This is a genomic window from Hoyosella altamirensis (assembly GCF_014191505.1).
GTDB lineage: Bacteria > Actinomycetota > Actinomycetes > Mycobacteriales > Mycobacteriaceae > Hoyosella > Hoyosella altamirensis.
The window spans coordinates 48,706-73,235 of the sequence record NZ_JACHWS010000002.1; the positions used below are offsets into that span (position 1 = coordinate 48,706).

The following is a 24,530-nucleotide window of genomic DNA, read 5'->3' on the forward strand; positions in this document are numbered from 1 at the left end:
GCACTACTACTCGGCCATGCAACAGACGGTACTACTACTAGAGGTAGTAGTCACTACACGCTGTAGTAGACGTTGGTCACATCCGCGTCGTCGGGGACAATGGGACAGTGAGCGAAACAACCCCGCTACAGGGCGTCCGCATCCTCGAAATGGGCCAGCTCATCGCAGGCCCGTTCACTGGCAGCCGTCTCGCCGACTTCGGCGCCGAAGTGATCAAGATCGAACCGCCCGGCCGTGGGGATCCCATGCGCGACTGGGGCAAGAAAGTAGACGGCACCAGCTTGTGGTGGGCCGTCATAGCCCGCAATAAGAAGTCGGTGACCGTCGACCTGAGCACCAGCGAAGGCCGCGACGTGATTCGAGAACTTGTCAAAGATGCTGACGCGATCGTGGAGAACTTCCGGCCAGGGACCCTCGAACGCTGGGGTATCGGCCCTGAGGAACTGCACAAGATCAACCCTGGACTGATCATCGTGCGTATCTCCGGCTTCGGCCAGACCGGACCCTACGCTTCCCGGCCAGGCTTCGCGAGTGTCGGCGAAGCGATGGGTGGCCTGCGCTACATCAACGGTTTCCCGGGTGGCGTCCCGCCGCGCTGCGGAATCTCACTTGGGGACACCTTGGCGGCACTGTTCGCCTTCGAGGGGCTTCTGATGGCGCTGTACTGGCGTGACGCGCGCGGTGGCACAGGTCAGGTCGTGGACGCGTCGATCCTCGAAAGCTGCTTCGCGATGCTCGAATCGACACTTCCGGACTACGACAAACTCGGCATTGTCCGTGAGCCGACGGGCACGAGCCTGAAGAGCCTCGCACCGAGCAACGTCTATCCGACGAAGGAGGGACGCCACATCGTGATCGCGGCCAATGCCGATCCGATGTTCACGCGGCTAACCCGCGCGATGAACATGCCCGAACTTGCTGCCGACCCTCGGTTCGCGACACACATACCGCGTGGAGAGAACGGCGAAGAGATCGACCGGATCATCGCGGAATGGTCGTCGCAACTGACGTACGACGAGCTCACCAGCGCGCTCGATGCGCAGGCTGTCGTTTGGGGCCCCATCAATTCGATCGCCGACATTGTCGAAGACCCGCATGTTCAAGAACGAGGCATGATTGTGCGGCAACCCGACGATCGGTTCGGTGACCTCGCCATCCCCGGTGTCGTCCCGAGGCTTTCGGTGACACCCGGCAAGGTCAACTGGCTCGGACGCGCAACACCCGGCACGGACAACGAAGAGATTCTGGGAAGCGATCATGCCTGACGTGCACATAGCCGAGGTGGGCCCGCGCGACGGTCTGCAAAACCTGGCACACGAATTTTCTGTCGCCGAGCGCATCGATCTGATCAACCGGCTGCTCGGCGCAGGACCAGCCCTGGTGGAGGCAGTCAGTTTCGTCAACGAGCGTCGGGTACCCCGAATGGCCGGGGCGGAGCAGATCCTGCGCGAGATTGAACGTCCAGGTGACGTCACTATCGCTGGCCTCGTCCTCAACGGCCGCGGCGTGCATCGCGCGCTCGAATGCGACCTCGACGAGATCCGTTTCGCGGTTTCCGCGACCGACGCGTTCAACATCCGCAACGTCAATGCAACCGTCCAAGCCACCGTCGCCGAGTTTACCGCTGCCGTTGCCCCGTCGCGCGCCAGCGGCAAGAAGCTCACGGCCGTTGTGGCCGTGGCCTTCGGGTGCCCTTTCGCAGGGCCTGTTCCGGCTGCGGCGGTCCTGGCGGTGGCTGCGCAGCTCGTGGACGCCGGGGCGGACGAACTTATCCTCGCTGACACGATCGGATGCGCGGTGCCGACCCAGATCCGGTCACTGATCAGCGCGCTGCGCGAGAATTGGCCCGAACTTCCCCTCGGACTGCACCTCCACAACACTCGCAACACGGGGTACCTCAACGCGATCGTGGGCGTTGAGGCCGGAGCCACCACTCTCGATGCGTCAGTGGGCGGGCTCGGTGGCTGCCCATTCGCGCCCAACGCCACGGGCAACATCGCTACCGAAGACCTTGCGTACATATTGCGCAACATGGGCGTCAGCACGGGCGTCGATCTCGAATCCCTGATCGGTACGTCGGAGTGGCTCGGCAGCGTCATCCCTCAGGAAATCAGCGGCCAGGTCGCACGAGCGGGACTTTTCCCCGAAATTGCTAGCCACGACCCCGCGCAGCGAGCGTGACCGCGACGAGGAGCGTCGCCGCAGCGGTGATCGCAGCACCAACGCCTGCGTAAACCTGCATTCCGGCCGTGAAAGCTTCACGTACCGCATCGACGAGGCCGTGCCCGCGCGCCCCTAGCTGTTCCGCGGCAGCCACACCCTCATGGATACCGGACCGAGCGGCGGCCGCCGCGGACTCTGGGGTGCCTGGTGGTATCGCGCCAGTCAGCGTGATTCGGTACGCGAGCACACCGATCGCGCCCCCGGCTGCGATACCGGCGGCCGTGCCGAGCTCGCCACTGACCTCTTGGGCTGCGGCCGCCGAGCCAGCCCGCTCAGCTGGGGCACCCGAGATGATGAGATCACTGACCAGCGCCATCGCAACACCGTGCCCGAACCCGGTTACGGCGATCGCAGCAACAACAACGCCGAGTGGGCTGCTCCCGGCGATCGCGACGAACACTAGGCCTAGTACGGCGATCGACAGTCCCGCCGTGACCACGGCAGCCTGCCGATAGCGCGCGACCAGACCGGGCGCGAGCATCGCACCAGCGATATTGACCACGATGTAGGGCAGCGTCCACAGCCCCGCGTAAAGCGGCGAGAGCCCAGCAACCCACTGGAGGTACTGGGTGAAGAGATAGAAGACGCCAACCACACCGATGCCCGTTAGCAGCAGGGCGGCCAGCGGGATCGCAGTACGTCGCCGAGTTAGCAGGACAAGGTCGAAAAGCGGCTCGTGCAGGCTGCGCTGCCGGCGGATAAAGAGACCGAGCAGGCCGGCTCCTGCGCCAGCAATCAGCAAGTTCAGCCAGACGGGATGACTTGCGGCCACGTCATAGCCGGCGGCGAGATCCTGCAATCCGTAGACGATGGCGAGCATTGCTACAACCGATAGCGCGACGCTGAGCAAGTCGAGCGGGGCGGGGTTCTCCTCACGCTGTTCCGGTAGCAGCCTTGGGCCTAGGACGACGAGAAGAAGAAGCGGAGGAACGTTGATCAGGAAGACAGAACCCCACCAGAAGAACTCGAGCAAAGCTCCGCCTAATAGAGGGCCAATCGCTCCACCTGCCGTGAACGCACTGAAAATCACAGCGATAGCGAACCTGCGCTGATCGTCGTTCGGGAACATCGTTCGCAGCAGCGAGAACAGCGACGGCATCAGTGTCGCCCCCGCAATCCCTAGCAGTGCTCGGGCCGCGATGAGCATCTCAGGACTAGTCGAATACGCGGCTACGACGGAGAGCACTGCGAACGCTGCACCACCGGTCAGCAGGAGTCTGCGGCGTCCGATGCGGTCACCTAGGCGTCCCATCGTGATGAGGAACCCGGCAATGAGAAATCCGTACACATGGACGATCCACAGACCCTGCGTAGCGGACGGACTTAGGTCTGCGGTGATCGTGGGGAGCGCGAAGAACAAAACCGTCAGATCGGTAGCAAGCGCAAGCATAGGGAGCAGGAGCAGCGCGAGGCCCGCCCACTCCCTCGTTGTCGCCCTGTCTGCGGAGTGCCCGGTTTCCGATGTGGTGTGCGGATTCGCCATCACGCGGCCTCCCGCCGTGCAGAGCGCAGGGCACGGGCCCACCAGAGGAGCTGATCAAAAAATGCAGTCGCCGCAGCTCGCGCGGAATCAGCGTTGACCGGCTGGCCCTCGTTGTCGAAGCGTTCCCAGAAGTTCGCGAAACTCAGCACATTGCGGATCGTCATAGTTCGCAGTTCGGCGAAGACGCTCCGGAGTTGCTCGACGGCTTCGATTCCGCCGCTCACACCCCCGTAGGATACGAACCCCACTGGAGTAGCCGCCCACTCTTCGTGGAACCAGTCGATCGCATTCTTCAGCGAAGCCGGATAACCCCGGTTGTACACCGGCGTGACGATTACGACCGCGTCCGCGGCCTGGATGCGCTTCCCTAGCATGGCGACCTCTTCTGCCACCGGTGCGTGCTCGTCGTCACCAGGCAGAACAACCGGCAGCCTGATGTCAGCGAGGTCAGCGACATCGAGATCAATGTCGTCACGTTCACGCGCGCGCTCCGCTGCCCATGCCGCGGGAACGTGCCCGAAGCGGCCTGCCCGGATGCTGCCCACCAGGAGCAGGACCCGCAGTGGAAATGCAGTGCTGGCCCTAGTCGACATGTCTTCACTCCCTTTCCGACTGTTCCATTACGTTCCGTATCGTAATGTTACGTTATCCTGTAAATCATGTCCATCCCGCACCATTCCGGCGAGACCGCCGTCGGCCGCCCCCGCGATCCGCAACTGGACGACGCGATACTCCGCGCCACGCTCGCGGTCCTCGACGAGACGGGATACGCCAAGCTCTCGCTGGAAGAAGTAGCTCGGCGAGCGGGCACGACCAGGCCCGCGATTTACCGCCGCTGGCCCGGCCGTGTGCCTCTAGTACTGGCAGCAATCGCCGTGCGGCTGGCCGTCCCGACGCCGCCGGACACGGGCTGCACTCTGTGTGACCTCGGCGAGGGCCTCAACGTTTTCCTCGCCGCCTACCGCACCATCAGGCCCGACGTACTCATTGCGCTGTACGCCGACTGCGCAACAGACCCAGAACTTCGCGGCCGCTACATGTCGACCGTCGTCGAGCCGCCCCGCCAGGCGGTCGGCTGCACCATAGACCGGGCAATCGGGCGCGGGGACCTTCGGGCTGACCTGGACCGGGAGATGCTGCTCGACATGGTCAGCTCACTTGTCCACTACAGGGCGCTATTTGGCCGCCTCCACCTCACTGATACAGAAGCCGAAGAAGCGATCGAGACGCTACTCCGCGGAGCTGCCGTCGATTACGAGGCTCTTGTCGAACACAGCGAAGCTATGGAGCTTGAACACACTGCACCGGGCGGTAGCCATACCGCCCACCACACCTAATCCGCTTTCTCGACAGCCCGGTCGACCAGACGCGCCACCTCGACCGCCGCAGCAGGCTCGGGCATACGAATCCCATTGAGGGAGGTGATCCGCGCACCCAGCGCGACACTCGACACCAGCCATGCGCCGTCCGCGTTGATCAGATCAACGACTGTGAGCGGCGCGTAGGTGGCTGTGAAGCCATACTCCTCAGCCATGGCGAATACGGCTTGCTGGGTCGTGCCCGGCAGAACGCCATAATCGAGCGGCGGCGTGAGCAGTTCACGTCCGCGCAGAATCATAACGGTGGATCGCGGCCCTTCGAGAACGTAGCCGTCGGAGCTGACGAACACAGCGTCGTCAGCACCGTTGCGAAGGGCGTACCGGATCGCGGCCATGTTCACGGCGTACGACAATGTCTTCGCCCCCAGGAGCAGCCAGGGTGCGAACTCTTTGAGATCACTTGCGTACCCGCGTTCCAGCGTGATCACGGTGACGCCACTAGACCGCGCCTGATGCACCCGCTGATTCAGCGGGCTCACCAGCACATAGGCAGTGATCGCACTACCGGCGTTCTCTCGGCCCCGGCTGTACACAAGACGCAGAGCACCTTCGCGCCGGTCACCCCAGCGCTGGACAGCCATCGCCACAGCATCACGCCAGTCGCTGGGTGCAGTTTCGGGAAGGTCAAGCAACTCCGCGGAGTGCGCGAGCCGCGCCAGGTGAGCCTCCAGGTTCAGCGCTTTCCCCCGCCGGACAAGGAGTGTTTCGAAAACCCCATCTCCGCGCAGCGCAGCCATATCGTCCGCGTGCAACAGAGGCTCATCCGCGTCAAGAAGCTCGCAATCGAGCGTCACCAGAACCTGCTCAGCCATGAACGAAAGCGTATTCGGCGGTGCGCCCGTAGGATCGTTGACGTGGCCGATCCCGATACACGCGAACGAGGCAACGCTCCCGACGACACCAGCACATCTACCGCAGCGACATATTCAAGTCCGCTCCTTGCCGTACCAGGTGCTGTACCAGCACCCGAAGAATGGCCTGATCAGGGGGTTGCCTGGCATTGCGGTGATCCACTGGTCGAGCAGCGCGAAGCAACAACCGGCCTAGTAGTGATCGATCGATCACACCGGAGTGTGATCTCCGTGACAGGTGCCGACCGCCTCACCTGGCTGCACTCCCTGACGAGCCAGAGCTTCACTGACCTCCCCGACGGGGCGACGGCCGAGAGTTTGATCCTCGACATCAACGGGCGCATCGAACACCATTTCGTCGCTACACACTTCGATGGCACCGTCTGGCTGGACACTGAGCGCGAGTACGCGGCGGCACTCCTGAGCTATTTGCAGAAGATGGTCTTCTGGTCGAAGGTCGAGGTCCGCGAAGCGGACATGGCGGTTCTCACCCTGATCGGCCCAGCACTGGCGAATGCGATACCCGACACAACAAAGGCAGTTGCTCTGCCCGAGGGCGGGTTCACACGGCCGCTGGGATGGCCGGCAGAGGGCCGCGCAGATGCCGTGGTCCCCCGTTCACAACTGGCTCGGTGGTGGACGGAGTTCACACACGCGGGAGCCCGCCCAGCAGGCACGTGGGCACTGGAAGCGCTCCGCGTGACGTCGCTGCGCCCCAGAGTTGGCGTCGACACGGACGAGCGCACCATTCCCCACGAGGCTCGCTGGATCGGGACAGCTGAGCAGCACGGCGCCGTCCACCTCGAGAAAGGCTGCTACCGCGGGCAGGAGACAGTGGCCCGCGTGCACAACCTCGGCAAACCGCCCCGGCACCTGGTCTTGTTACACCTTGACGGTTCAGATGAACATCGACCGATGACAGGCGACCCGGTAACCGCGGGGGGCCGGACCGTCGGCCGTGTGGGCACCCTCATCGATCACTTCGAGTTCGGACCGGTTGCGCTGGCCTTGATGAAGCGAACTATCACCCCTGAAACCGAACTCACGGCGGGGGCGCCTGGCCGTGAGGTCGCTGCATCCATCGACCCCGATTCTCTGCCCCTATACGAGGAAGTGCAGCCTGGGCGGGCGGCAGTCGACAAACTCCGCGGACGCTGAAGGACCCACCCAGTGATGCACTACGTACCGCTCGTTGAAGTCGTCCGGTCCGGTTTCGTCGAGTGTGTCCACCATGGGGCGCTCGCCATCCTTGCCCCGGGCGGCCAAGTACTCCATTTACGCGGAAGTATCGATGCGCCGATCTATCCGCGGTCTACGAACAAACCTTTACAGGCCGTGGGCCTCCTCCGTGCCGGTTACAAGCCCGCAGATGATGAACACATGGCACTTGCCACGGCGTCACATGAAGGCGAGCCCGATCATGTGGCGATTGTCACAGGGATGCTCGACGGGATCGGCGCCACTGAGGAGATGCTCCAGTGCCCGCCCGATCTTCCCCTCAACGAAGCGGCCCGGGCCAGGGTGATCCACCGGGGCGAAGGGCCGCGGAAGATCTACATGAACTGCTCGGGCAAGCACGCGGCGATGCTTGCCGCGTGCATCGAGCAGGACTGGCCGACGGAAAGCTATCTGGATCCAGCCCATCCCCTGCAAGTTCACCTGGCCGCCACCGTGCGCGAAATCGCCGAGGAACCGGAACACCCATCCGGTGTCGATGGGTGCGGACTGCCGATCATCCCCGTCACCCTGACGGGACTCGCCCGAGCGTTCCAGAAGCTTGTGACAGCCACAGATGGCACTTTTGAGCACCAGGTCACGAGTGCAATTTCCACTCATCCGTATTTGATGTCCGGCACCGGGAAGCCAGATGTCATCCTGATGCGCACGGTACCTGGCTTCATCTGTAAATCAGGCGCCGAAGGCGTATTCGCAGGAGCACTGCCGGACGGTACAGCCTTCGCGTTCAAGTTCGCCGACGGCCATGAACGTCCCCGATTGCCCCTGGCCGCTGCTGTCCTCCACGCTCTCGGCGCCCAGGGTGCCGACAAATTACCCGCGACGCCAGTTCTGGGTGGCGGGCAGCGAGTCGGCGAAGTGCGTGCTGCCACCGACGCCGTCCCCTTGTGAGAAATCCGGGCCAGCAAGCATAGCTGTACGACAAATGCGGTAGGGTTCACATCGCTTGCGTACGCAATCGGAGACGTCATTGCGGCGCAAGTCCGCGTCTCGCGGTAGAGTGTTTGCCAGGAAGAACATCAGACACGAACGGGGTCGCCAAATCCCCAGGCCACCCCGACATCGCGCGAGGGGGTCAGCCATGGGCCGCGGCCGGGCTAAGGCGAAGCAGACCAAGGTTGCACGGGCACTGAAATACAGCTCACCGAATACGGACTTCGACCGGCTTCAGCGAGAGCTGTCGGGAACGCCATCGAGCCCCTCGCGGGACGATACGTTCTCCGACGACGCGTACGAGAAGGAATACTCGCGCTGGGTCGATGACGATGACGCGAGCTGGAGCCGCGGAGCTTCCTAGCTTCCCTACGTCGCAACGGGCGGGGTGCCTTGTGAGGCACCCCGCCCGTTGTGCAGCACTGCGCATTTAGAAGCGCGGATGTTCCCCCACGAGGATCGCGCGCACGTCATCGCCAGCGTGGACTTCATTTGCCTTGCGGACCGTGCCGATCGTCCAGCAGCTCATGTGGCGAGCAGTCAGCACCGCCAGGGTGCGGTCAACGTCGTCAGGCGCCACCACAGCGATCATTCCGACGCCCATATTGAAGGTGCGTTCCATTTCGGCTGTTTCGACCCTGCCGCGCTGCGAGATCATCCGGAAAATTGGTGCTGGGCTCCACGTGCCACGGTCGAGTTCAGCGACAAGACCCCTCGGCATCACGCGTGAAAGGTTCTCTGCAAGCCCGCCGCCAGTGACATGAGCGAATGTCCGGACATCCGTTTCCGCGATAACCGCGAGGCAGTCGCGGGCGTAGATGCGCGTGGGCTCGAGCAACTCCTCACCGAGGGTGCGCCCGAATTCCTCCACGTGACCGGTCAGCGACATTCGGTTGATTTCGAGCAGAACACGCCGGGCGAGCGAATACCCGTTCGAGTGGAGTCCAGAGGATGCCATTGCGATCACCACGTCACCCGGGCGTACGCGATCCGGGCCCAGGACAGAATCCGCCTCGACCACACCCACTCCCGTTGCGGACAAGTCGTAGTCCGAGTCCCCCATCAGCCCGGGATGTTCGGCTGTCTCGCCCCCAAGCAGCGCACAGCCCGCCTGCACGCAGCCTTCAGCGATGCCAGACACGATCTGCGCGACCTTCTCGGGAACTACCTTGCCCACGGCGATGTAGTCCTGCAGGAACAACGGTTCAGCGCCGCAGACGACGAGGTCGTCGACCACCATGGCCACCAGGTCAAGACCAACGGTGTCATGTTTGTCCATCGCCTGTGCGACGGCGATCTTTGTGCCAACACCATCGGTCGATGCCGCGAGCAGGGGCTCACGATACTTGTCCTTGAGTGCGAACAGACCGGCGAACCCACCGAGGCCACCGACGACTTCCGGCCGGGTCGCCTTCTTCGCAAGTGGCTTGAACAGTTCCACCGCGCGCTCTCCAGCGTCGATGTCGACACCGGACGCCGCGTAGGAGGCTCCGGCCGTTGTGGTGTTGTCGTCGATCATGAGGTTCGTGTGCTCCGCCCCTGGTGTGTCACAGTTACGGTGTAACGCTACCGGACATCGTGGCGGGGTGGAGCGGCCCTCTATCGCTCAAGCTCGGAGTAGTCGACTCCAGTAACCGCGATCGACTTTTCCCACAACGCGAGAGCTAATTGATGATCGTCCGCGTCCTTACTTCTCGGGCATCTGCTCACAGGCCCTTTCACTCCCCCGAACTCGGAGGGACCGAGGAAGTCGTTGTTGCGCACGTCTGGCATTGCCGCGGCGTAGAGCGTGCTGAACGCACCTTCTTCCGCGGATTTCGCGTTCATCGCGACAATCTGCCGCACCATCCTGCGCAGTCCCAGCGTCGGAACCACCGGATCAAAGAGGTCCGTCGCTGCGGCGCCTGGATGCGCGCCAACGGATAGCAGCGACGCGTTCGCCGATTCTGTCCGCCTCGCCAGTTCCGCTGTGAACAGCAGGTTGGCAAGTTTCGACTGCACGTACGCGTTGATGCGGAAGTACTTGCGCCGTTTGTAGTTGAGATCCTCGACGTCGAGCTTGCCCTGCTTGTGCATGATCGACGTCACCGTGACGACCCGGCTCGAGTCAGCTGCAAGCAACTCAGGCAGAAGGTGTCCTGTCAGCGCGAAGTGACCGAGGTGGTTGATGCCGATTTGCGATTCGAAGCCGTCTTTCGTCTCCCTGTACGGCACTGCCATGAGGCCGGCATTGTTCACCAGCACATCGATGGTGCTCGTATGATCTCTGATTTCGGCTGCGCAGTCACGCACCGAAGCCAGGTCGCCAAGATCGAGGTGGACAAGTATCGGCTGATCGGCGGCTGCAACCGAACTGATCTCGTCAAGGGCGGCTTTAGCACGTTCGAGGTTGCGACAAGCGATGATCACCTTAGCGCTGGCAGCCGCGAGGGCTTTCGCCGACTGTTTACCAAGACCGCCATCACCGCCGGTAATGACAATGGTCTTCCCCGCTTGCGAAGGGACGTCAGCCGGGGTGAAGTCGGGTGTGGCTAGAGGATCATGATCAGTGCCTGGTTTTGGTGCCGTCTGGTTTGCAGACATTGTTCTCACTCCCTGTGATCTGCCCCACACTACTGATCTTAGTCAGTTAGGGCGGAGACGGCACCGCCTGATCTCAAGGATCTCGGCGCTGGGAGGAAACTGTCGCTATGGAGTAGTGAGCGCGGTGTAACTGCCCGCCGTACCGGCATGCCGCGCCGTGCCATCAGTCGGCGCCGCCGCGGTCTTCTCGGTCGCCTCTGTCGAGTTGAACATCGCTTCCAGAACGTTCTTGCCAATTCTGCTGTCTTGTGACAGTTCAATTGGATAGACACCGTCGAAACACGCTCGGCACATTCGGGACGAGTCTTGCGCGGTAGCCGCAGTCATGCCTTCGATGGAGATATACCCGAGGGAGTCTGCCCCAATGGACGAGCGGACCGCTTCGAGCATTTCCTCGGTTGAATCCGCCCCGTTGGCGATGAGCTCGGCGGGTGATGCGAAGTCGATCCCGTAGAAGCATGGCCATTTGACCGGTGGGGATGCGATCCGGACGTGGATTTCCGTGGCGCCCGCCTCGCGCAGCATCCGCACGAGCGCACGCTGAGTATTGCCGCGCACAATCGAATCATCAACGACGACTAGCCGCTTTCCCTTGATCATTTCGCGCAGCGGATTCAGCTTGAGCCTGATACCTAGCTGTCGAATGGTCTGAGAAGGCTGGATGAAGGTGCGGCCCACGTACGCGTTCTTCATCAGGCCCTGGCCGTAGGGGATCCCCGATCCCTGTGCGTAGCCTGTTGCCGCAGGTGTCCCCGATTCCGGAACTGGAATCACTAGGTCGGCTTCGGCGGGGCATTCACCCGCGAGACGACGGCCGATCTCGACGCGAACACCGTGCACGGAGCGACCGGAGATGTAGCTATCCGGCCGGGCGAGGTAGACGTACTCGAAAACGCAGCCCTTCGGCTCCGGCGTCGCGAATTTCATCGAACGGACGCCGTCCGCATCGATGGCGAGCAGCTCACCCGGCTCGATCTCACGGACGAAGGAGGCGCCGACGATGTCCAGGGCGGACGTCTCACTGGCCACAACCCAGCCGCGGTCCAGCCGGCCCAGGCACAATGGGCGCACACCGTGTGGATCCCGCGCCGCGTAAAGAGTGTTCTCGTCCATAAAAGTTAGGCAGAATGCGCCCTTGAGCTGAGGGAAAAGCTCCATTGCAGCTTGTTCGACGCTGGTGTCCGCGGCCGCATGTGCGAGGAGAGCACCGACAATGTCGGAGTCAGACGTCGCAGCTTTGCGTCTGCGTCCCGCGAGGAGGCCCGCTTCGCGTGCTTTCGCCGCTAGTTCGGCAGTGTTCACAAGGTTGCCGTTGTGTCCCAGCGCGATCCCGGTACCCGCACTGGTCGTCCTGAAAATCGGTTGGGCGTTTTCCCACGTTGTCGCGCCAGTTGTCGAATAGCGGCAGTGTCCCACCGCGACGTGGCCACGCATCGCGACCAGCGTCTGCTCATCGAAAACCTGACTGACGAGCCCGAAATCCTTGAACACGAGGACCTGCCTGCCATCCCCGACAGCAATACCAGCGGCTTCCTGGCCACGGTGCTGCAGTGCATACAGGCCGTAGTAGGTCAGCTTCGCGACGTCTTCACCGGGTGCCCATACGCCGAACACGCCACATTCTTCGCGGGGCTCGTTCTCGGTGGCTTCCTCGTACTGGTCGATAGATGTATCGGTCACAGAGTTCTCACGGATCGAGTCACTGCTCACTACGAGACGCTCCCTTAATGCCGGGATCGGGGGTCAGCCCAGTCTACGGTGCCGGCGCGATCGCGGGCGAACCCGCGTCAAAACCGGACCAGTGGGAGCCACCTCTCAATCTCTCGCGCGCGCGTCCCGGAAATACTGATATGTCCCGCTTTGACCGCTTCGTCGACGGTGGCAAGTCCCGACGCGATCAACAGCCACGTGCGCGCATCTGTTTCCATCACATTCGGCGGAGTTCCCCTCGTATGCCGCGGGCCTTCAATGCACTGCACAGCAACGAAAGGCGGTATCCGAACCTCAACGCTCGAACCGGGCGCAACTTGCGCCAGCGCTTGAGCGGTCAGCCGGACCGCAGCGGCAAGCTGCGCTTTTGGCGGTTCTTGTGCCGGTTCCGGGTCCTTCAGCCACGCCTCAATCACGTGGATGGCTGAGCGGACGGCTGCCGGATCGACTGACTTGCGCCGCGGGGATGAACTCGTCACGAGAGACCACCGTAGGGCAGCGCTCCGCGTGCAGGCGCGATCCGCGCCGCGACAAGCGCGCCGCCCACATTCACCGCCGCATGCAAGATCATCGGAGCGGCAACGCTGCCGCTGCGCTGGGCAATTCTGTCGAAAACCAGGCCTGCCGCTGTGGTGAACAACACTGTCGCAGTCACCGGATCACCGGCCGCACGCGCTGGCGCGATGTGCCAGAGACCGAAGGTGATCGCGCCCGCTAGTTGCGCGGCTGACGTTGCTCCGCCGTCGCGGCCGCCGAGCGCTCGGACCCACAATGCGGAAAGCGCCGACCGGAAGGCGAGTTCTTCGCACAGCACGGTTCCCACGGGGATGTGAAAGACAACCCATTCGCTGATTTCGCGAAGTGATTTCGCTTGCGGGGGCACATTCTTACGCAACCGGGGAATCGCGGCCGTCACAACATAAGCGACAGTGGGCGCAGCCGAAGCCACCAGGCCCGTGCGCACCCCTGCTGGCAGGCTGCGTGTTTCGAGCCGCAATTCCGCGGGCTTCACACCGATGAGGCTGCACACTCCCACTGCGGCGACGCCCACCGCGGCATTTGCTGCCGCCCGCTGATGTGGCGACCAACGCCGCGCCGGAAGCACGACATTGTTCCACAGGAGCAGCACCCCGCCGAGCGCGCACGCAGGCAAGACGCGTCTCATCGCCCTGCCTCGCCCGTGACGATGGGGCTCTGCCGTGGCGTCCTGTATTGCCAGATTGACCCAAGAATGTCGTGTGCCTGTTCAGTGTCAGCGTCGGTCCATCCTTCCGGCGTCCCGATAGCGAGCCAGCCGTCGAGAATCGATGAGCTGTACAGGTGGCCGTGACCGTGCGGAATCCGGGCGGCGTTCGCCAGATCGGCCGACACCTGCCAGAACGTCACGATTGGCCGCCACTGCATGGACGGAGAAACGTCATATCCCGGTGGTTCCCGGAGCCAGTCTGGACGCTGGAACAGCAGCTCAGGAGTCCACCACACGACAGGATCCGTGGGGTGCTGCAGATACAGCACGCGAGGCTCGAGCCACGGCGCACCCTTGTCGATGTCATCGAGGTCTTCCACCCGATTCGCGAACCGCACGACCAGGCCGCCCGCGTAGGTGGGCCGGATTGCTGGGGAGCCGGGGTCCCGCCGCTCGGTCAGCGACCGCCACAGCGAGTTTGAATTCACCGGCCCGACCCATAGCGCGCCAGATACCTTTTCGCGCAGGTCGGCCAGTCCGTCGAAGGCGGCTTCCGACCCGAATGATCCGAGGCTTTCACCGAAAACATAGAGGCGTGGCCGCGTGGCGGGATCATGCCGCAGCCATTCTTCGTGCACGGCGTCGAAGAGTTCCTTGCCAGTGTCAGCGGCGACGTCCCGGTCGACGAGAAATGAGAGCGCGCTCGGCAGGAAAGAGTACTGAACGCCCACGATCGCCGTGTCACCACGGTAGATCAGTTCGAGGGACTGCATGGCGTTCGGATTGATCCAGCCAGTGCCTGTGGTTGACGCGACGACGAGGACTTCACGTTCGAATGCTCCGGTCCGGAGCAGTTCACGCACGGCCAGATCGGCCTGTTCTGCGCGGGACTCTGCCGAGTCGAGGCCCACGTAGGCGCGGATCGGCTCGACCGCGGGACGTCCCGTCGCTGTTTCGAGTTCCTCAGCGCGCAGTCCGCCGGAGACCATTCTCCGGCCTTGCCCGCCAAGTGTGTCCCACGGCACCAGCGAATCCGGACTTCCTGATCGTTCAGGCTCGCTCGGCTGGATGACACGCGGATCCATGGTTTCGTTCTGGACGGAGAAAACCGAGTTCGCGAAGGTGACCATCCCACGGACAAGAACACCGTCTACAAGCGTGATTACCACAGCTGCAACCACGACGATTCCCACTGCGTTGACCAGCGGCTCCGGCAAACGGAGCAGTCGGCGTATGCCGCGGCCGACAACTCGGACGCACACGCGCAGGGCTCGTGCGGTCAAAATTATCGCCGCGGCAATTGCCAGAGAGAGCGCGCCCGTGCGCAGATAGCCGGTTGTTGTGGTGCCTTCCATATGGAGCAGGCCGGTGATCTCGTTCTGCCAGCCAGCGGCTGCGATCAGCGCGCTCACCATCAGGATCAGGGTTGCGCCGCCGACCACTCCGCGCAGCCACCACACGACTTTGCGTGAGGGCGCTGGCCACTCGAGCAACGGAAAGATCACTGACCGTGAAAACCAGCTCAGCAGGACCCCCGCCGCGTACCCCGCGGCGAGACTGATACCGGAGACGAGCCCCTGGTACTGCCACTCGCGGGGCAGCAGTGACGGAGTCAGCGACCACGCGAAGAACAATCCGGCCATCGCGAGACCGGTGAGGTCGAGGCGCAGTGAGTACCAGAATTCGCGCGCTGCACGCCGGAGGCTGGACGAGGGAGGCGACGCCACGATTCACTCACCTCCCCCGTGCTCACACCCCTGGCTGCTTCGCGGACTTTCAGGCTGTAGTGTGCCCGAAAAGCTCCGGCAGCGCGCCTTCAAAACGCTCGCGCAGTGTATCCAGCGTGAAGGTGAACTGTCCCTGCACTTCGACGGTGTCTGACCCATCGACAACAACGCCGACCCGCGCCCAGGGCATTCCGCGCATCGTGCACATTGACGTGAAACGGGGTTCCTCGGTTCGCGGGACAGCAACCAGTACACGCCCGGCTGACTCTGAGAAGAGCTGGACGAACGGGTCTGTGCCCTCGGGCAAGACGATGCGGCAGCCTGTCTCTGATGCGAGCGCCATCTCCACCACCGCTTGTGCGAGGCCGCCTTCCGAGAGGTCATGCGCGCCGTTGACAAGGCCGTCACGACTTGCGGCGACCATAATTTCACCAAGCAGACGCTCGTGCTCGAGGTCAACGCGTGGGGGCACTCCCCCGACATGGCCGTGCTCAACCTGAGCCCACACCGACCCGTCGAACTCGTCCCGGGTTTCGCCGAGCAGAATCAGGCTTTCCCCTTCATCAAGCCCAAACGTTTGCGGTGTGCGGTGCTGCACGTCGTCGAGCACGCCAAGGACGCCCACAACCGGGGTCGGCAAGATCGGCTGCGTACCGGTCTGGTTGTAGAAACTGACATTTCCACCGGTCACCGGGATGCCCAGGATCGCGCATGCGTCGGCCAGTCCGCGCACGGCCTGCTGGAACTGCCACATCACAGCGGGGTCTTCGGGTGAACCGAAATTCAGGCAGTTCGTCACCGCTTTGGGTACCGCGCCCGTCGTCGTGACGTTGCGGTACGCCTCGGCGAGGGCGAGCTGTGCACCTGCGTACGGATCGAGCAGTGTGTAGTGCCCGTTGCAGTCAGTCGCGAGCGCGATGCCCCGTCCCGATTCCTCATCGATCCGGATCACTCCGGCGTCCGCGTCTTCAGCTAGAACGGTGTTGCCGCGTACGTAGCGGTCGTACTGCTCAGTGATCCACGCCCGGCTGCACAGCTGCGGCGACGAAATCATCTTCAGCAGGGTCTCACCCATCTCCTCGGGTGTGGACGGCCGGCTCAGCCCGGCGGACGTGTTCGCGATGAGCTCGTCCTGTGTGTCCGAACGCTGCACAGGGCGTTCATACACGGGCCCGTCATGAGCGAGACTGCGCGGCGGGACATCCACAACGGTCTCGCCCTGCCAGGTGATTTCCAGCCGGTCGCCGTCGGTCACCTCACCGATGACGGTGGCGATGACGTCCCACTTGCGACACACCTCCATGAATGCATCAACGTTTTCGGGTGTCACCACCGCACACATGCGTTCCTGTGATTCTGACGAAAGAATTTCCGCCGGATTCATATTCTCGGCGCGTAGCGGCACCCGAGCGAGGTCGATGTGCATTCCACCGTCACCCGCAGCCGCGAGTTCGGATGTAGCACAGGACAGCCCTGCGCCGCCGAGGTCCTGGATACCGACGACAAGACCCCGATGGTAGAGCTCAAGCGAACACTCAATCAGGACTTTCTCCGTGAACGGGTCCCCCACCTGAACTGACGGCAGCTTCTTGCGCCCCGACCCGGTTTCGTCCCCGTCAAACGTCTCCGAGGCGAGGACGGATACGCCTCCGATGCCATCGAGCCCCGTGCGCGCGCCATAAAGAATGATCTTGTTGCCGGTGCCGGACGCATGCGCTAGATGCAGATCTTCAACCCGCATAACCCCTGCGCAAAGCGCATTGACAAGCGGATTTCCCTGATAGGACGCGTCGAATACCGTTTCGCCACCAATGTTCGGCAAACCGAGTGAGTTGCCGTAACCGCCGACGCCACGGACCACTCCATCGATGACACGGCGAGTGTCAGGGTGCTCAGCGGCACCGAAGCGCAGCTGATCCATCACCGCGATCGGGCGCGCGCCCATAGCCAGGATGTCACGGACAATGCCGCCAACTCCCGTAGCGGCCCCCTGATATGGCTCGACATACGACGGGTGGTTGTGGCTTTCGACTTTGAACGTCACCGCCCAGCCGTCGCCGATATCCACGACGCCAGCGTTCTCACCGATTCCGGCGAGCATCGACGCGCGCATCTCTTCGGTAGTCGTCTCACCGAAGTAGCGCAGGTGAACCTTCGACGATTTATAGGAGCAGTGCTCGCTCCACATCACCGAATACATGGCGAGTTCCGCGTCCGTGGGACGGCGGCCAAGTATTTCTCTGATTTGGGCGTACTCGTCGTCCTTGAGGCCGAGTTCGCGGTACGGCTGGGGAACATCGGGCGTGGAGACGGCGTGAGAAACCGAATCAACCCGGACAGTAGTGGGGCCAGTTGCGGACTGAGCTGGTGACGACACGGAAACCTTGGTCCTTTCGACGTGGCAGATCGCCGAGCAGCAGTCTACCGCCACTCACCGACACTCCAATTCGCCAGAACTCCTGCCGGACCAGTTCCGGACGTTCACCAGCGATCTTTCGGGCGGGATTCCGATTCATCCCGGCGTTCCGGGCATTCGTGCAACGATGACGAAATGCCGGGACAGCGCGGCCAGCGCGCTCAGACTCGAACAGCCCAGCACCGCCCGAACCTGCCAGGTCCGGTGCTGCTGGCTGCTGTCCTGCTGTGGGGCCTCACCGTGTCTCTTGCCAGCGAACCGCCTGCTGGTGACCCAATGCTCCCCGATCAATGGGCGCATATCGCTGTTATCGCAGTTGTGATACTCGCAATCCTCCTCACCGCGACCGCCGTGTACGTGGTGTGGCGGTATCCCCGCTCCCGGGTCCTCCGGCCGCTGACACCGCTGCCGCGGCGAAGCAGAGGCGGCCGGGCGCGTGATCGCGACTGGCGCGCAATCGTCCTGTTCCTGCTGTACTTTGCGGCTATCACCGCGCTCTTCGTGTTCATCAACCGATTTTTCGGGCCACGTGAGATGCCCATCGAAAACGGCTACGAGGAAATCGAGGAAGGCGAGCCGCTGGAGACCCTGCCGCCGCCCCCCGACGGACCGGACATCAGCCCGTTCCTCCTGACGAGCCTCCTCATCCTCGTAGTGCTCCTCGCAGTCGGCGCGATCTTGTCGATGCGGGGCAGGCGATCCAGGCAATCAACGACATTCACGCTCGAGAAACCGGCCCAGCACCGCCATGCGGGTGACCTTGCCGATGCAGCGGAACGGGCTCTCGATGCGATCGATAAACCCGCGCAGGATCCACGCACAGCGATTATCGCGTGCTACGCGGAGATGGAAGAGGCGCTGACAGAAGCGGACGAACCCGCACCACTCGAATCCGACACTCCCTCGGAAGTTCTGGCACGCGCCGTCGCGTTGGGATATGTCACCAGAGGTCCAGCCGAGGAACTGGTGGGGTTGTTCGCGGAAGCTCGGTACAGCTCGCACACAATGACGGCCGAACAGCAGCACACAGCAGCCGAACTGTTGCGAAGCCTGCTGGACGACGTGAGGAGGGCGCCATCCGCACCGTTGCTGTAGCTGGAATATGCTCCGTCATCGCTCTGGAAGTGCTGCTCCTCGCCCTCGGTGAGTACGCGCTCCTCGCTACCGCAACCGGCGTCGCGGTGGCGGTAATCCTGGCACTTTTGATGTATCGCACTCGCCGCTCCAGCGATGCGTCAATCGAAACCGAAGACCCGCGCGGAGTCCGTGCTGAACAATCGCAGCAGGAACTGCTCGATCGCTGGCGGTCCCGCGCCGAGTTCACGATCAGCTGGGCTGATGGCAGCCGGGGTGACTGGGACCTGCACCTCCGGCCCGTCCTGGCACGCGAGTTCGAGCAGGTCACCAAAGTCCGTGCACACGGTAACCGCGCCCAATACCAGGCGGCGGGTGAACTGTTGTTCGGCCCCGTCCTGTGGAAATGGGTCGATGCCTCACAAACCTCCCGGGCACACCGAGATGAGCCCGGGCCCGGCCGTACCGTCCTTGCTGACATTCTCGCCCGATTGGAGCACGCGTAATGGGTTCTGAGCCGCCACGCAATCCCAGCGCTACCGAAACAACGCGGCGCGCCAACGCCGTTCTGGCGGAGATTGAGCACGCCGTGGTCGGTAAGCGCGAAGCGTTGACGAACATCCTGCTCGCTGTGCTCGCGGGTGGCCATGTGTTGATCGAGGACTTGCCTGGCCTCGGCAAAACGCTTATCGCGCGGTCCTTCGCGGCGGCGTTCGGCCTCAAGTTCAGCCGTATTCAGTTCACGCCGGATTTGCTGCCATCTGATTTGCTCGGTGCAACCGTCTACGACATGCGGTCGGGTGCTTTCGAGTTCCGGGAGGGCCCCGCGTTCACCAACCTTCTTCTCGCCGACGAGATCAATCGCACTCCCCCCAAAACACAGTCCGCGCTGCTCGAGGCGATGGCCGAAGGCCAGATCACCATCGACGGTCTCACACACGCGCTGCCCAGCCCATTCATCGTCTTGGCGACCGACAACCCGATCGAATATGAGGGGACATACCCTCTGCCCGAGGCCCAGCTCGACCGTTTCTCGATGCGGCTCAGCCTGGGTTATCTCGATCCCGAAAATGAGCAAGCGATGCTGCAGCGGCGCCTCGACCGGGGCTCAAAACCCGCCGTGGTGAGCCAGGTCCTGAGCGCCGGCGACCTGCTGGACATGCGTGAATCGCTTGAACAGGTCGTGGTGCATGCAGACGTCCTGAAGTATGTCATCTCGATCGCGAATGCCACCCGCCACCATTCTCAGATCGAAGTCGGAGCGAGTCCCCGCGCCGAACTCGATCTCGTCCAGCTCGCCCGCGGCCATGCACTCCTTCATGGGCGCGATTTCGTCACCCCTGAGGACGTGAAGGAACTCGCGGTAGCGACGATCGCGCACCGCATCACCCTGCGCCCAGAAATGTGGGTGCGGCGCGTAAGCGGGGCGCAGATCGTAAGCGAACTGCTCAATCGGTTGCCAGCGCCCCGGATCGACGCCGGAACCAATTCAGGAAGCACGGCGTGAGCACCGAGCTGCAATGGCGGCCGTCGCGCCTGGCCATTCTCCTGGCACTGTGCGCGGGCAGCGCCCTCATCGCCGCTCTCACCGCACACAATCCACAGCTTGTTCTCTTCGCCTCACCTTTCCTAGGGGCGCTCAGCGCTGGCGCGTGGGCAGCTCAACGCACCCGCTGGCAACCCCCGGTTGCAGCCACCATTTCAGCCGAGCCAGCACTCAGCCGCATGTTTGAGAACGAATCGACCACCTTGTCCTGCCATGAGACCCTGACTGACGGTGCTGCAATCTACAGGCTCAAACCAGTTGCCTCGCCGGGACTCGAGCTCGGGCAGCTGCGCGAAGACGGCACTTTCGATGCTTCTGCCACACGCTGGGGGAACTACCCCGTGCAGGTCCAGGTTGATGCGACGGCGTTTGGCGGCCTCCTCGCCGCGACAGCGACAGTGACGGCAGCCCGGATCCACGCGTACCCTCTCGCACCGCCGTATCAGACCCCAATCCCGCGCACCCGCCTTCCAGATCGGATCGGCACCCACCTCACGCGCCGGCATGGTTCAGGCGTGGAATACGCCGACACGCGCACCTATCTCGCGGGTGATCCGCTTCACACCATCAATTGGAAGGTCAGCGCCAGAACCGGGCGACTCCATATAACCGAGCGTTTCACCGACCGCGCGGCAGATGTTGTCGCGATCATTGACACTTATCCGCATGCCCCGGGACCGGCCAGCGACAGCCTTGATCGCGCCGTTCGTGGTGCTGCGCAAGTCACCCAGGCCGCGTTGCAGCGCGGTGACCGGGCCGGCGTCATCGCACTGGGCTCGCGAGCTCGCTGGCTCGGCGCCGAACTGGGGCGCAGGCAGTTCTACCGAATACTCGATGCCGTCCTCGCGGCGGGCGATGACCACCACCTGATTCGCGGCACATTGGCCCCCGTCGACGCAGTACCGCGAGGAGCAATCGTCATCGGCTTCTCACCACTGCTGGAAACGCAATTCTCACTCGCGATGATCGACTTGCGCAGGCATGGGCACACCGTTGTACTCGTCGATGTCCTCGGTGAGGTTCCGCCCTTCTCGGACACGCTCGACGACATCAGTGAGCGCATGTGGCGGGTCGAGCGGCGCAACCAGGCACGCGACTTGGGGACAATTGGGATCGACGTTCTCGAGTGGCGGCACGCAGAACAGGCGGATATGGGGCTCGAACACGCTTTCCGGCTGCTCGCGAGGCGTCCGATGCGGCCACGGCGGCGAGTATGAGCGGATTGCTGCTGCGCGCCGCGCTGGTGCTGCTTTCAGGCTGGGCCGCGGTGCTTGCACTGTTGCTCGGCATCACCGCGAATGGAAACGAAGCACTCCTCGCCGCACCGTCCGTGACCGCGGTCGCTGCCGCGCTGGCCTTTGTCATTACTCCGCTCGGGCTGCACCGACGATCTGGTGGCGTCGCATCCCTGATCACCATTCACTGCCTGATCGTGATGATTCTCAGCGTGGAGTTGCCGACTGTGTCCGTCCTGGTTGCTGCAGGCGCCGCCCTTCTTCACGTCACCTCGGTGTGGGTGGTTCGTGAACCGGAGCTCGGCCCGTCGGTCCTTGGCGGCATCATTCCGTGGGCACTCGTGATAACCCTGGTCACTGGAACAGCACTTGGCGCGCCGTGGGACCTGCCTTGGTTCACCCTCGCGGCGCCTATTCTCGCGATTCTCGTGTTTGCGCTCGCGATCACCGGCGTAGTGCGGCCTCGTATCAGCGAGCGGCCATCGCAGCGGGTGTCGCCGGCCGCGCGCGCTCGCCGGGGATGAATTGCAGCGGTGCGGGCAGGCTGAACAGCCATCTTAGTCCTGTACCGACAAGGAGACGGTGTACCAGCAGCGCGCCCACGATTCCGGTGGCGGCGATGACCACCGGACCGAACCCGCGAACAACCTCAGGTGCGGGGAGAATTCCATGCGAAAGGAGCCCGTACGCGAACGTACCCATCACGATTTCGTGCATCAGGTACACAGGCAGCGTTAAAGCGCCGAGCCGGGAGAAGGCGCGGACACCGGGGCGCCACCTCAGCCGTGCAGCAGCGAGCACGCCTACCGCCAAACCAAGCAGGGTGATCACGATCGCGGTGATCGCATATTCACCAAGACCTGTCTCGCGTGCGATATGCACGGCACCGGCATAGGCGCTGCCAGCGATGAGAACCGCCGGCAGCGATGTCCGTGCGGCCAGCGCAAACAAGAGTTCCTTAGCATGCAGCCCGAGCATGAAGAACATGAAATAGCCGGCCATGTTCTCCCACGTCCACGAGAATTCCACAACGTCAGCTAGTGAGCGCGCGATAATCGCGAGGAAAACTGCTGCAGCCACCTGGTAACGGGGGTCAAAGCGCTGCAGGAGTTTCGCGCCAGCGAAATAGAGTCCCAGGGCGTACACGAACCACAGGCCGTTGTGCGGCACCACTAGGCCTACCAAGATATTCAGCGGGGACGATTCCTCCCCCGTCAGACTCGCACCAGGCACAAGGGTGAAATAACCGAACCGCAGCAGGATCCAGAGGAGATACAAGTAGAACATCAGCGCGACACGACTGCGGAGGACGAAATTCCAGCTTCTTTGAAGAGCCTTGCTAGCGAATAGCCCCGCCACAAGGAAAAAGAGCGGCATGCGAACTGGCTCTAAGAATTGATTGAATTCAACCCACGCTTGCGAGCCGTAACCCCTGGTTATCCAGAAGTTTGTCGCGTGAAAAAGGACAACTAGGGCAATACAGGCACCTTTTGCTACGTCAACCCACTCAACACGAGAACTTCGTGCTGCTACTGGCGCCGTCACTGCCCACTCCTCCCGCTGTTAAACCTCGACCAACGGTACGCATACGATTGCGATCTGTGGAGGCCCGTGTGATTACGGACACATGACAATATTTTGGCCTCTTGGTATCGTGAGCAGTTAAGTCAATGCGGTATTTCCGTCAGCAAAGCCTATTCAGCAGTGAGGTCGATTCCTTTAATGCAGCTCCGTGACACCGCAGCCACGCCTGGATTAAGCGCACGCACTGTCCGATTTGTGTCCATTGTGGGCTTTGTTATCACAGTGGGCGCAATCGCCTACCTGTTTAAGCGAACTTTGGCGGTAAGCCCCATTGACCTCGCGGTCTTCCAGGCAGCGGGCCAGGCCTTCGTCGACGGAACGCCGCTCTACAATAACGAGTTCGAACGACCGCACGGTTTGCGATTTATTTACGCTCCCTTTGCCGCCATGTTGTTCGCACCAATGGCCGCGCTCCCCCTCAGCGCTCTGGAATTACTGTGGACGGCGGCGAATATCGGACTCGTGTGGTGGATTCTCACGGCACTGCTGCGTAGAGCAGGAGTTACGCGCAGCGTGCCGTTCATCGCAACAGCAATACTGGGCGTGGCGTTGTTGCTAGAGCCGATTCGGACGTCCTTCTTCTTCGGGCAAATCAACGTCACGTTGATGGCCCTTGTGGTCGCCGACTGTACGGGTGTCATCCCGCGCCGCTATCGCGGCATCGCAACTGGCATCGCCGCCGCTATCAAAGTCACCCCCGCGGCGTTCGGGCTCGTTTTCCTTCTCCGCCGCGACTACCGATCGCTCTTCCAAGCTATCGCCACGGGGATCGGCACCATCGTCGTCGGGTTCCTCGTCGCCCCGCAGGCATCAGTCTTCTATTGGACTGAAGAGTTCTTCCGTACCGACCGCGCGGGCGGACACGACTACCGCCCGAACCAGGCCTTAACTGGGGTGCTCGCGCGTCTCGGGCTTGATGACGGCCTCAAAGATATTCTCTGGGTTCTCGGTGCGCTGGCGATCATCGCCGCTGCGACCTGGGCGGCCTACCGTTTCACGCGTGCCGGTGATCACTACGTCGCATTCGGCCTGGTGGCGCTCGCATCTCTCGCAGCGGCACCCTTCGCTGTCTCGCACCACTGGGTGTACGTCCTCATGCTGGTACCCATGCTCATCGCGCCCCGCTACGCGAAGTGGCGGCTGTTAACTGGGGCGGCCACTCTCATCTACCTCGTGGGACCGTACAAACTTGTGGCAGCCGACACCGGACCGAACCTGGCGACGTTCACAGTGCAGAACGGTCACTTCTGGGCGGCTATGGCGCTCCTTGTCGGGGCAGTTATCGCCGCGCGGCGCCTGCCCAGACAGGCTCCCACCACGGAGACTGGCCAGAAGCGCACAGAACCCGCGCTGGTTCACTGACC

Annotated in this window: 23 protein-coding genes; 12 read left to right on the top strand and 11 right to left on the bottom strand. The window is 62.9% G+C overall.

All coding sequences use genetic code 11. The features are described from left to right. Positions 1-107: 107 nt before the first annotated feature. Together FHU29_RS08930 and FHU29_RS08935 are read left to right on the top strand one after the other, a co-directional pair. Positions 108-1,265, top strand: a complete 1,158-nt coding sequence (locus tag FHU29_RS08930; protein WP_083962404.1) for a CaiB/BaiF CoA transferase family protein — start codon at positions 108-110, stop codon at positions 1,263-1,265. Further along, the gene (locus tag FHU29_RS08935) at positions 1,258-2,181 is read left to right on the top strand and encodes a hydroxymethylglutaryl-CoA lyase (RefSeq protein ID WP_064441147.1); all 924 of its coding nucleotides are present in this window, start codon (positions 1,258-1,260) and stop codon (positions 2,179-2,181) included. Before FHU29_RS08930 ends, FHU29_RS08935 begins: the two co-directional genes overlap by 8 nt. On the opposite strand, the gene FHU29_RS08940 is transcribed toward FHU29_RS08935, so the two are convergent. Together FHU29_RS08940 and FHU29_RS08945 are read right to left on the bottom strand one after the other, a co-directional pair. Then, the gene (locus FHU29_RS08940) at positions 2,153-3,706 is read right to left on the bottom strand and encodes an MFS transporter (protein WP_064441148.1); all 1,554 of its coding nucleotides are present in this window, start codon (positions 3,704-3,706) and stop codon (positions 2,153-2,155) included. The genes FHU29_RS08935 and FHU29_RS08940 overlap by 29 nt on opposite strands. After that, on the bottom strand, positions 3,706-4,299 hold the full coding sequence (locus FHU29_RS08945) for an NADPH-dependent FMN reductase (RefSeq protein ID WP_064441149.1): 594 nt from the start codon (positions 4,297-4,299) through the stop codon (positions 3,706-3,708). Before FHU29_RS08945 ends, FHU29_RS08940 begins: the two co-directional genes overlap by 1 nt. A 66-nt stretch (positions 4,300-4,365) precedes the next feature. Here FHU29_RS08945 and FHU29_RS08950 point away from each other — a divergent pair, with 66 nt between their 5' ends. Then, a complete protein-coding gene (locus tag FHU29_RS08950; RefSeq protein WP_064441150.1) occupies positions 4,366-5,043 on the top strand; it encodes a TetR/AcrR family transcriptional regulator in 678 nt (225 codons plus the stop codon). On the opposite strand, the gene FHU29_RS08955 is transcribed toward FHU29_RS08950, so the two are convergent. After that, on the bottom strand, positions 5,040-5,897 hold the full coding sequence (locus FHU29_RS08955; RefSeq protein WP_064441151.1) for an aminodeoxychorismate lyase: 858 nt from the start codon (positions 5,895-5,897) through the stop codon (positions 5,040-5,042). The two genes, FHU29_RS08950 and FHU29_RS08955, sit on opposite strands and share 4 nt — an antisense overlap. A 42-nt stretch (positions 5,898-5,939) precedes the next feature. Between FHU29_RS08955 and ygfZ the strand changes: the two genes are divergently transcribed. The 3 genes from ygfZ to FHU29_RS08970 all read left to right on the top strand — a co-directional run bounded on the left by ygfZ (position 5,940) and on the right by FHU29_RS08970 (position 8,469). Next, on the top strand, positions 5,940-7,094 hold the full coding sequence (gene ygfZ, locus FHU29_RS08960; RefSeq protein ID WP_064441152.1) for a CAF17-like 4Fe-4S cluster assembly/insertion protein YgfZ: 1,155 nt from the start codon (positions 5,940-5,942) through the stop codon (positions 7,092-7,094). Positions 7,095-7,109: 15 nt separating this feature from the next. After that, positions 7,110-8,063, top strand: a complete 954-nt coding sequence (locus FHU29_RS08965; protein WP_064441153.1) for an asparaginase — start codon at positions 7,110-7,112, stop codon at positions 8,061-8,063. A gap of 190 nt (positions 8,064-8,253) precedes the next feature. Next, positions 8,254-8,469, top strand: coding sequence for a DUF3073 domain-containing protein (locus tag FHU29_RS08970; protein WP_013805504.1), 216 nt, complete (start codon positions 8,254-8,256; stop codon positions 8,467-8,469). 66 nt (positions 8,470-8,535) lie between these two features. Here the strand turns inward: FHU29_RS08970 and purM are convergent, their stop codons facing one another. The 7 genes from purM to purL form a co-directional block, all read right to left on the bottom strand. Next, a complete protein-coding gene (purM, locus tag FHU29_RS08975; protein ID WP_064441154.1) occupies positions 8,536-9,624 on the bottom strand; it encodes a phosphoribosylformylglycinamidine cyclo-ligase in 1,089 nt (362 codons plus the stop codon). Between the two features lie 80 nt (positions 9,625-9,704). After that, on the bottom strand, positions 9,705-10,688 hold the full coding sequence (locus tag FHU29_RS08980) for an oxidoreductase (RefSeq protein WP_074390891.1): 984 nt from the start codon (positions 10,686-10,688) through the stop codon (positions 9,705-9,707). A 105-nt stretch (positions 10,689-10,793) separates the two neighbouring features. After that, a complete protein-coding gene (gene purF / locus FHU29_RS08985; RefSeq protein ID WP_157095254.1) occupies positions 10,794-12,383 on the bottom strand; it encodes an amidophosphoribosyltransferase in 1,590 nt (529 codons plus the stop codon). A gap of 92 nt (positions 12,384-12,475) precedes the next feature. Beyond that, entirely contained in the window at positions 12,476-12,877 is a 402-nt protein-coding gene (locus FHU29_RS08990; protein ID WP_064441156.1) for a sterol carrier family protein, read from the bottom strand. After that, positions 12,874-13,563 (bottom strand): CPBP family intramembrane glutamic endopeptidase, encoded by a 690-nt coding sequence (locus FHU29_RS08995; protein WP_064441157.1) that lies wholly within the window; start codon positions 13,561-13,563, stop codon positions 12,874-12,876. The genes FHU29_RS08990 and FHU29_RS08995 overlap by 4 nt, the downstream gene beginning before the upstream one ends. After that, a complete protein-coding gene (locus FHU29_RS09000) occupies positions 13,560-15,311 on the bottom strand; it encodes an alpha/beta hydrolase (RefSeq protein ID WP_064441158.1) in 1,752 nt (583 codons plus the stop codon). Before FHU29_RS09000 ends, FHU29_RS08995 begins: the two co-directional genes overlap by 4 nt. Before the next feature lie 49 nt (positions 15,312-15,360). Continuing rightward, positions 15,361-17,688 carry a phosphoribosylformylglycinamidine synthase subunit PurL gene (gene purL / locus FHU29_RS09005; protein WP_064441249.1) on the bottom strand — a complete coding sequence of 776 codons (2,328 nt, stop codon included), beginning with the start codon at positions 17,686-17,688 and terminating at the stop codon, positions 15,361-15,363. A 174-nt stretch (positions 17,689-17,862) separates the two neighbouring features. On the opposite strand from purL, the gene FHU29_RS09010 reads away from it, so the two are divergent. The 5 genes from FHU29_RS09010 to FHU29_RS09030 are packed head-to-tail and all read left to right on the top strand — an operon-like array spanning position 17,863 to position 22,106. Next, positions 17,863-18,822 (top strand): DUF4129 domain-containing protein, encoded by a 960-nt coding sequence (locus FHU29_RS09010; RefSeq protein WP_074390892.1) that lies wholly within the window; start codon positions 17,863-17,865, stop codon positions 18,820-18,822. A 29-nt stretch (positions 18,823-18,851) separates the two neighbouring features. Continuing rightward, positions 18,852-19,307, top strand: coding sequence for a hypothetical protein (locus FHU29_RS09015; RefSeq protein ID WP_221194899.1), 456 nt, complete (start codon positions 18,852-18,854; stop codon positions 19,305-19,307). Further along, positions 19,307-20,308: an AAA family ATPase gene (locus FHU29_RS09020; protein ID WP_064441160.1), complete on the top strand. Its 1,002-nt coding sequence runs from the start codon at positions 19,307-19,309 to the stop codon at positions 20,306-20,308. The genes FHU29_RS09015 and FHU29_RS09020 overlap by 1 nt, the downstream gene beginning before the upstream one ends. After that, on the top strand, positions 20,305-21,564 hold the full coding sequence (locus tag FHU29_RS09025; protein WP_064441161.1) for a DUF58 domain-containing protein: 1,260 nt from the start codon (positions 20,305-20,307) through the stop codon (positions 21,562-21,564). Before FHU29_RS09020 ends, FHU29_RS09025 begins: the two co-directional genes overlap by 4 nt. Next, positions 21,561-22,106: a hypothetical protein gene (locus tag FHU29_RS09030; protein ID WP_064441162.1), complete on the top strand. Its 546-nt coding sequence runs from the start codon at positions 21,561-21,563 to the stop codon at positions 22,104-22,106. Before FHU29_RS09025 ends, FHU29_RS09030 begins: the two co-directional genes overlap by 4 nt. Here the strand turns inward: FHU29_RS09030 and FHU29_RS09035 are convergent. Then, a complete protein-coding gene (locus FHU29_RS09035) occupies positions 22,051-23,127 on the bottom strand; it encodes an acyltransferase family protein (protein WP_074390893.1) in 1,077 nt (358 codons plus the stop codon). The two genes, FHU29_RS09030 and FHU29_RS09035, sit on opposite strands and share 56 nt — an antisense overlap. Before the next feature lie 234 nt (positions 23,128-23,361). Between FHU29_RS09035 and FHU29_RS09040 the strand changes: the two genes are divergently transcribed. Next, positions 23,362-24,528, top strand: coding sequence for a glycosyltransferase 87 family protein (locus tag FHU29_RS09040; RefSeq protein ID WP_232323009.1), 1,167 nt, complete (start codon positions 23,362-23,364; stop codon positions 24,526-24,528). Positions 24,529-24,530: the final 2 nt, after the last annotated feature.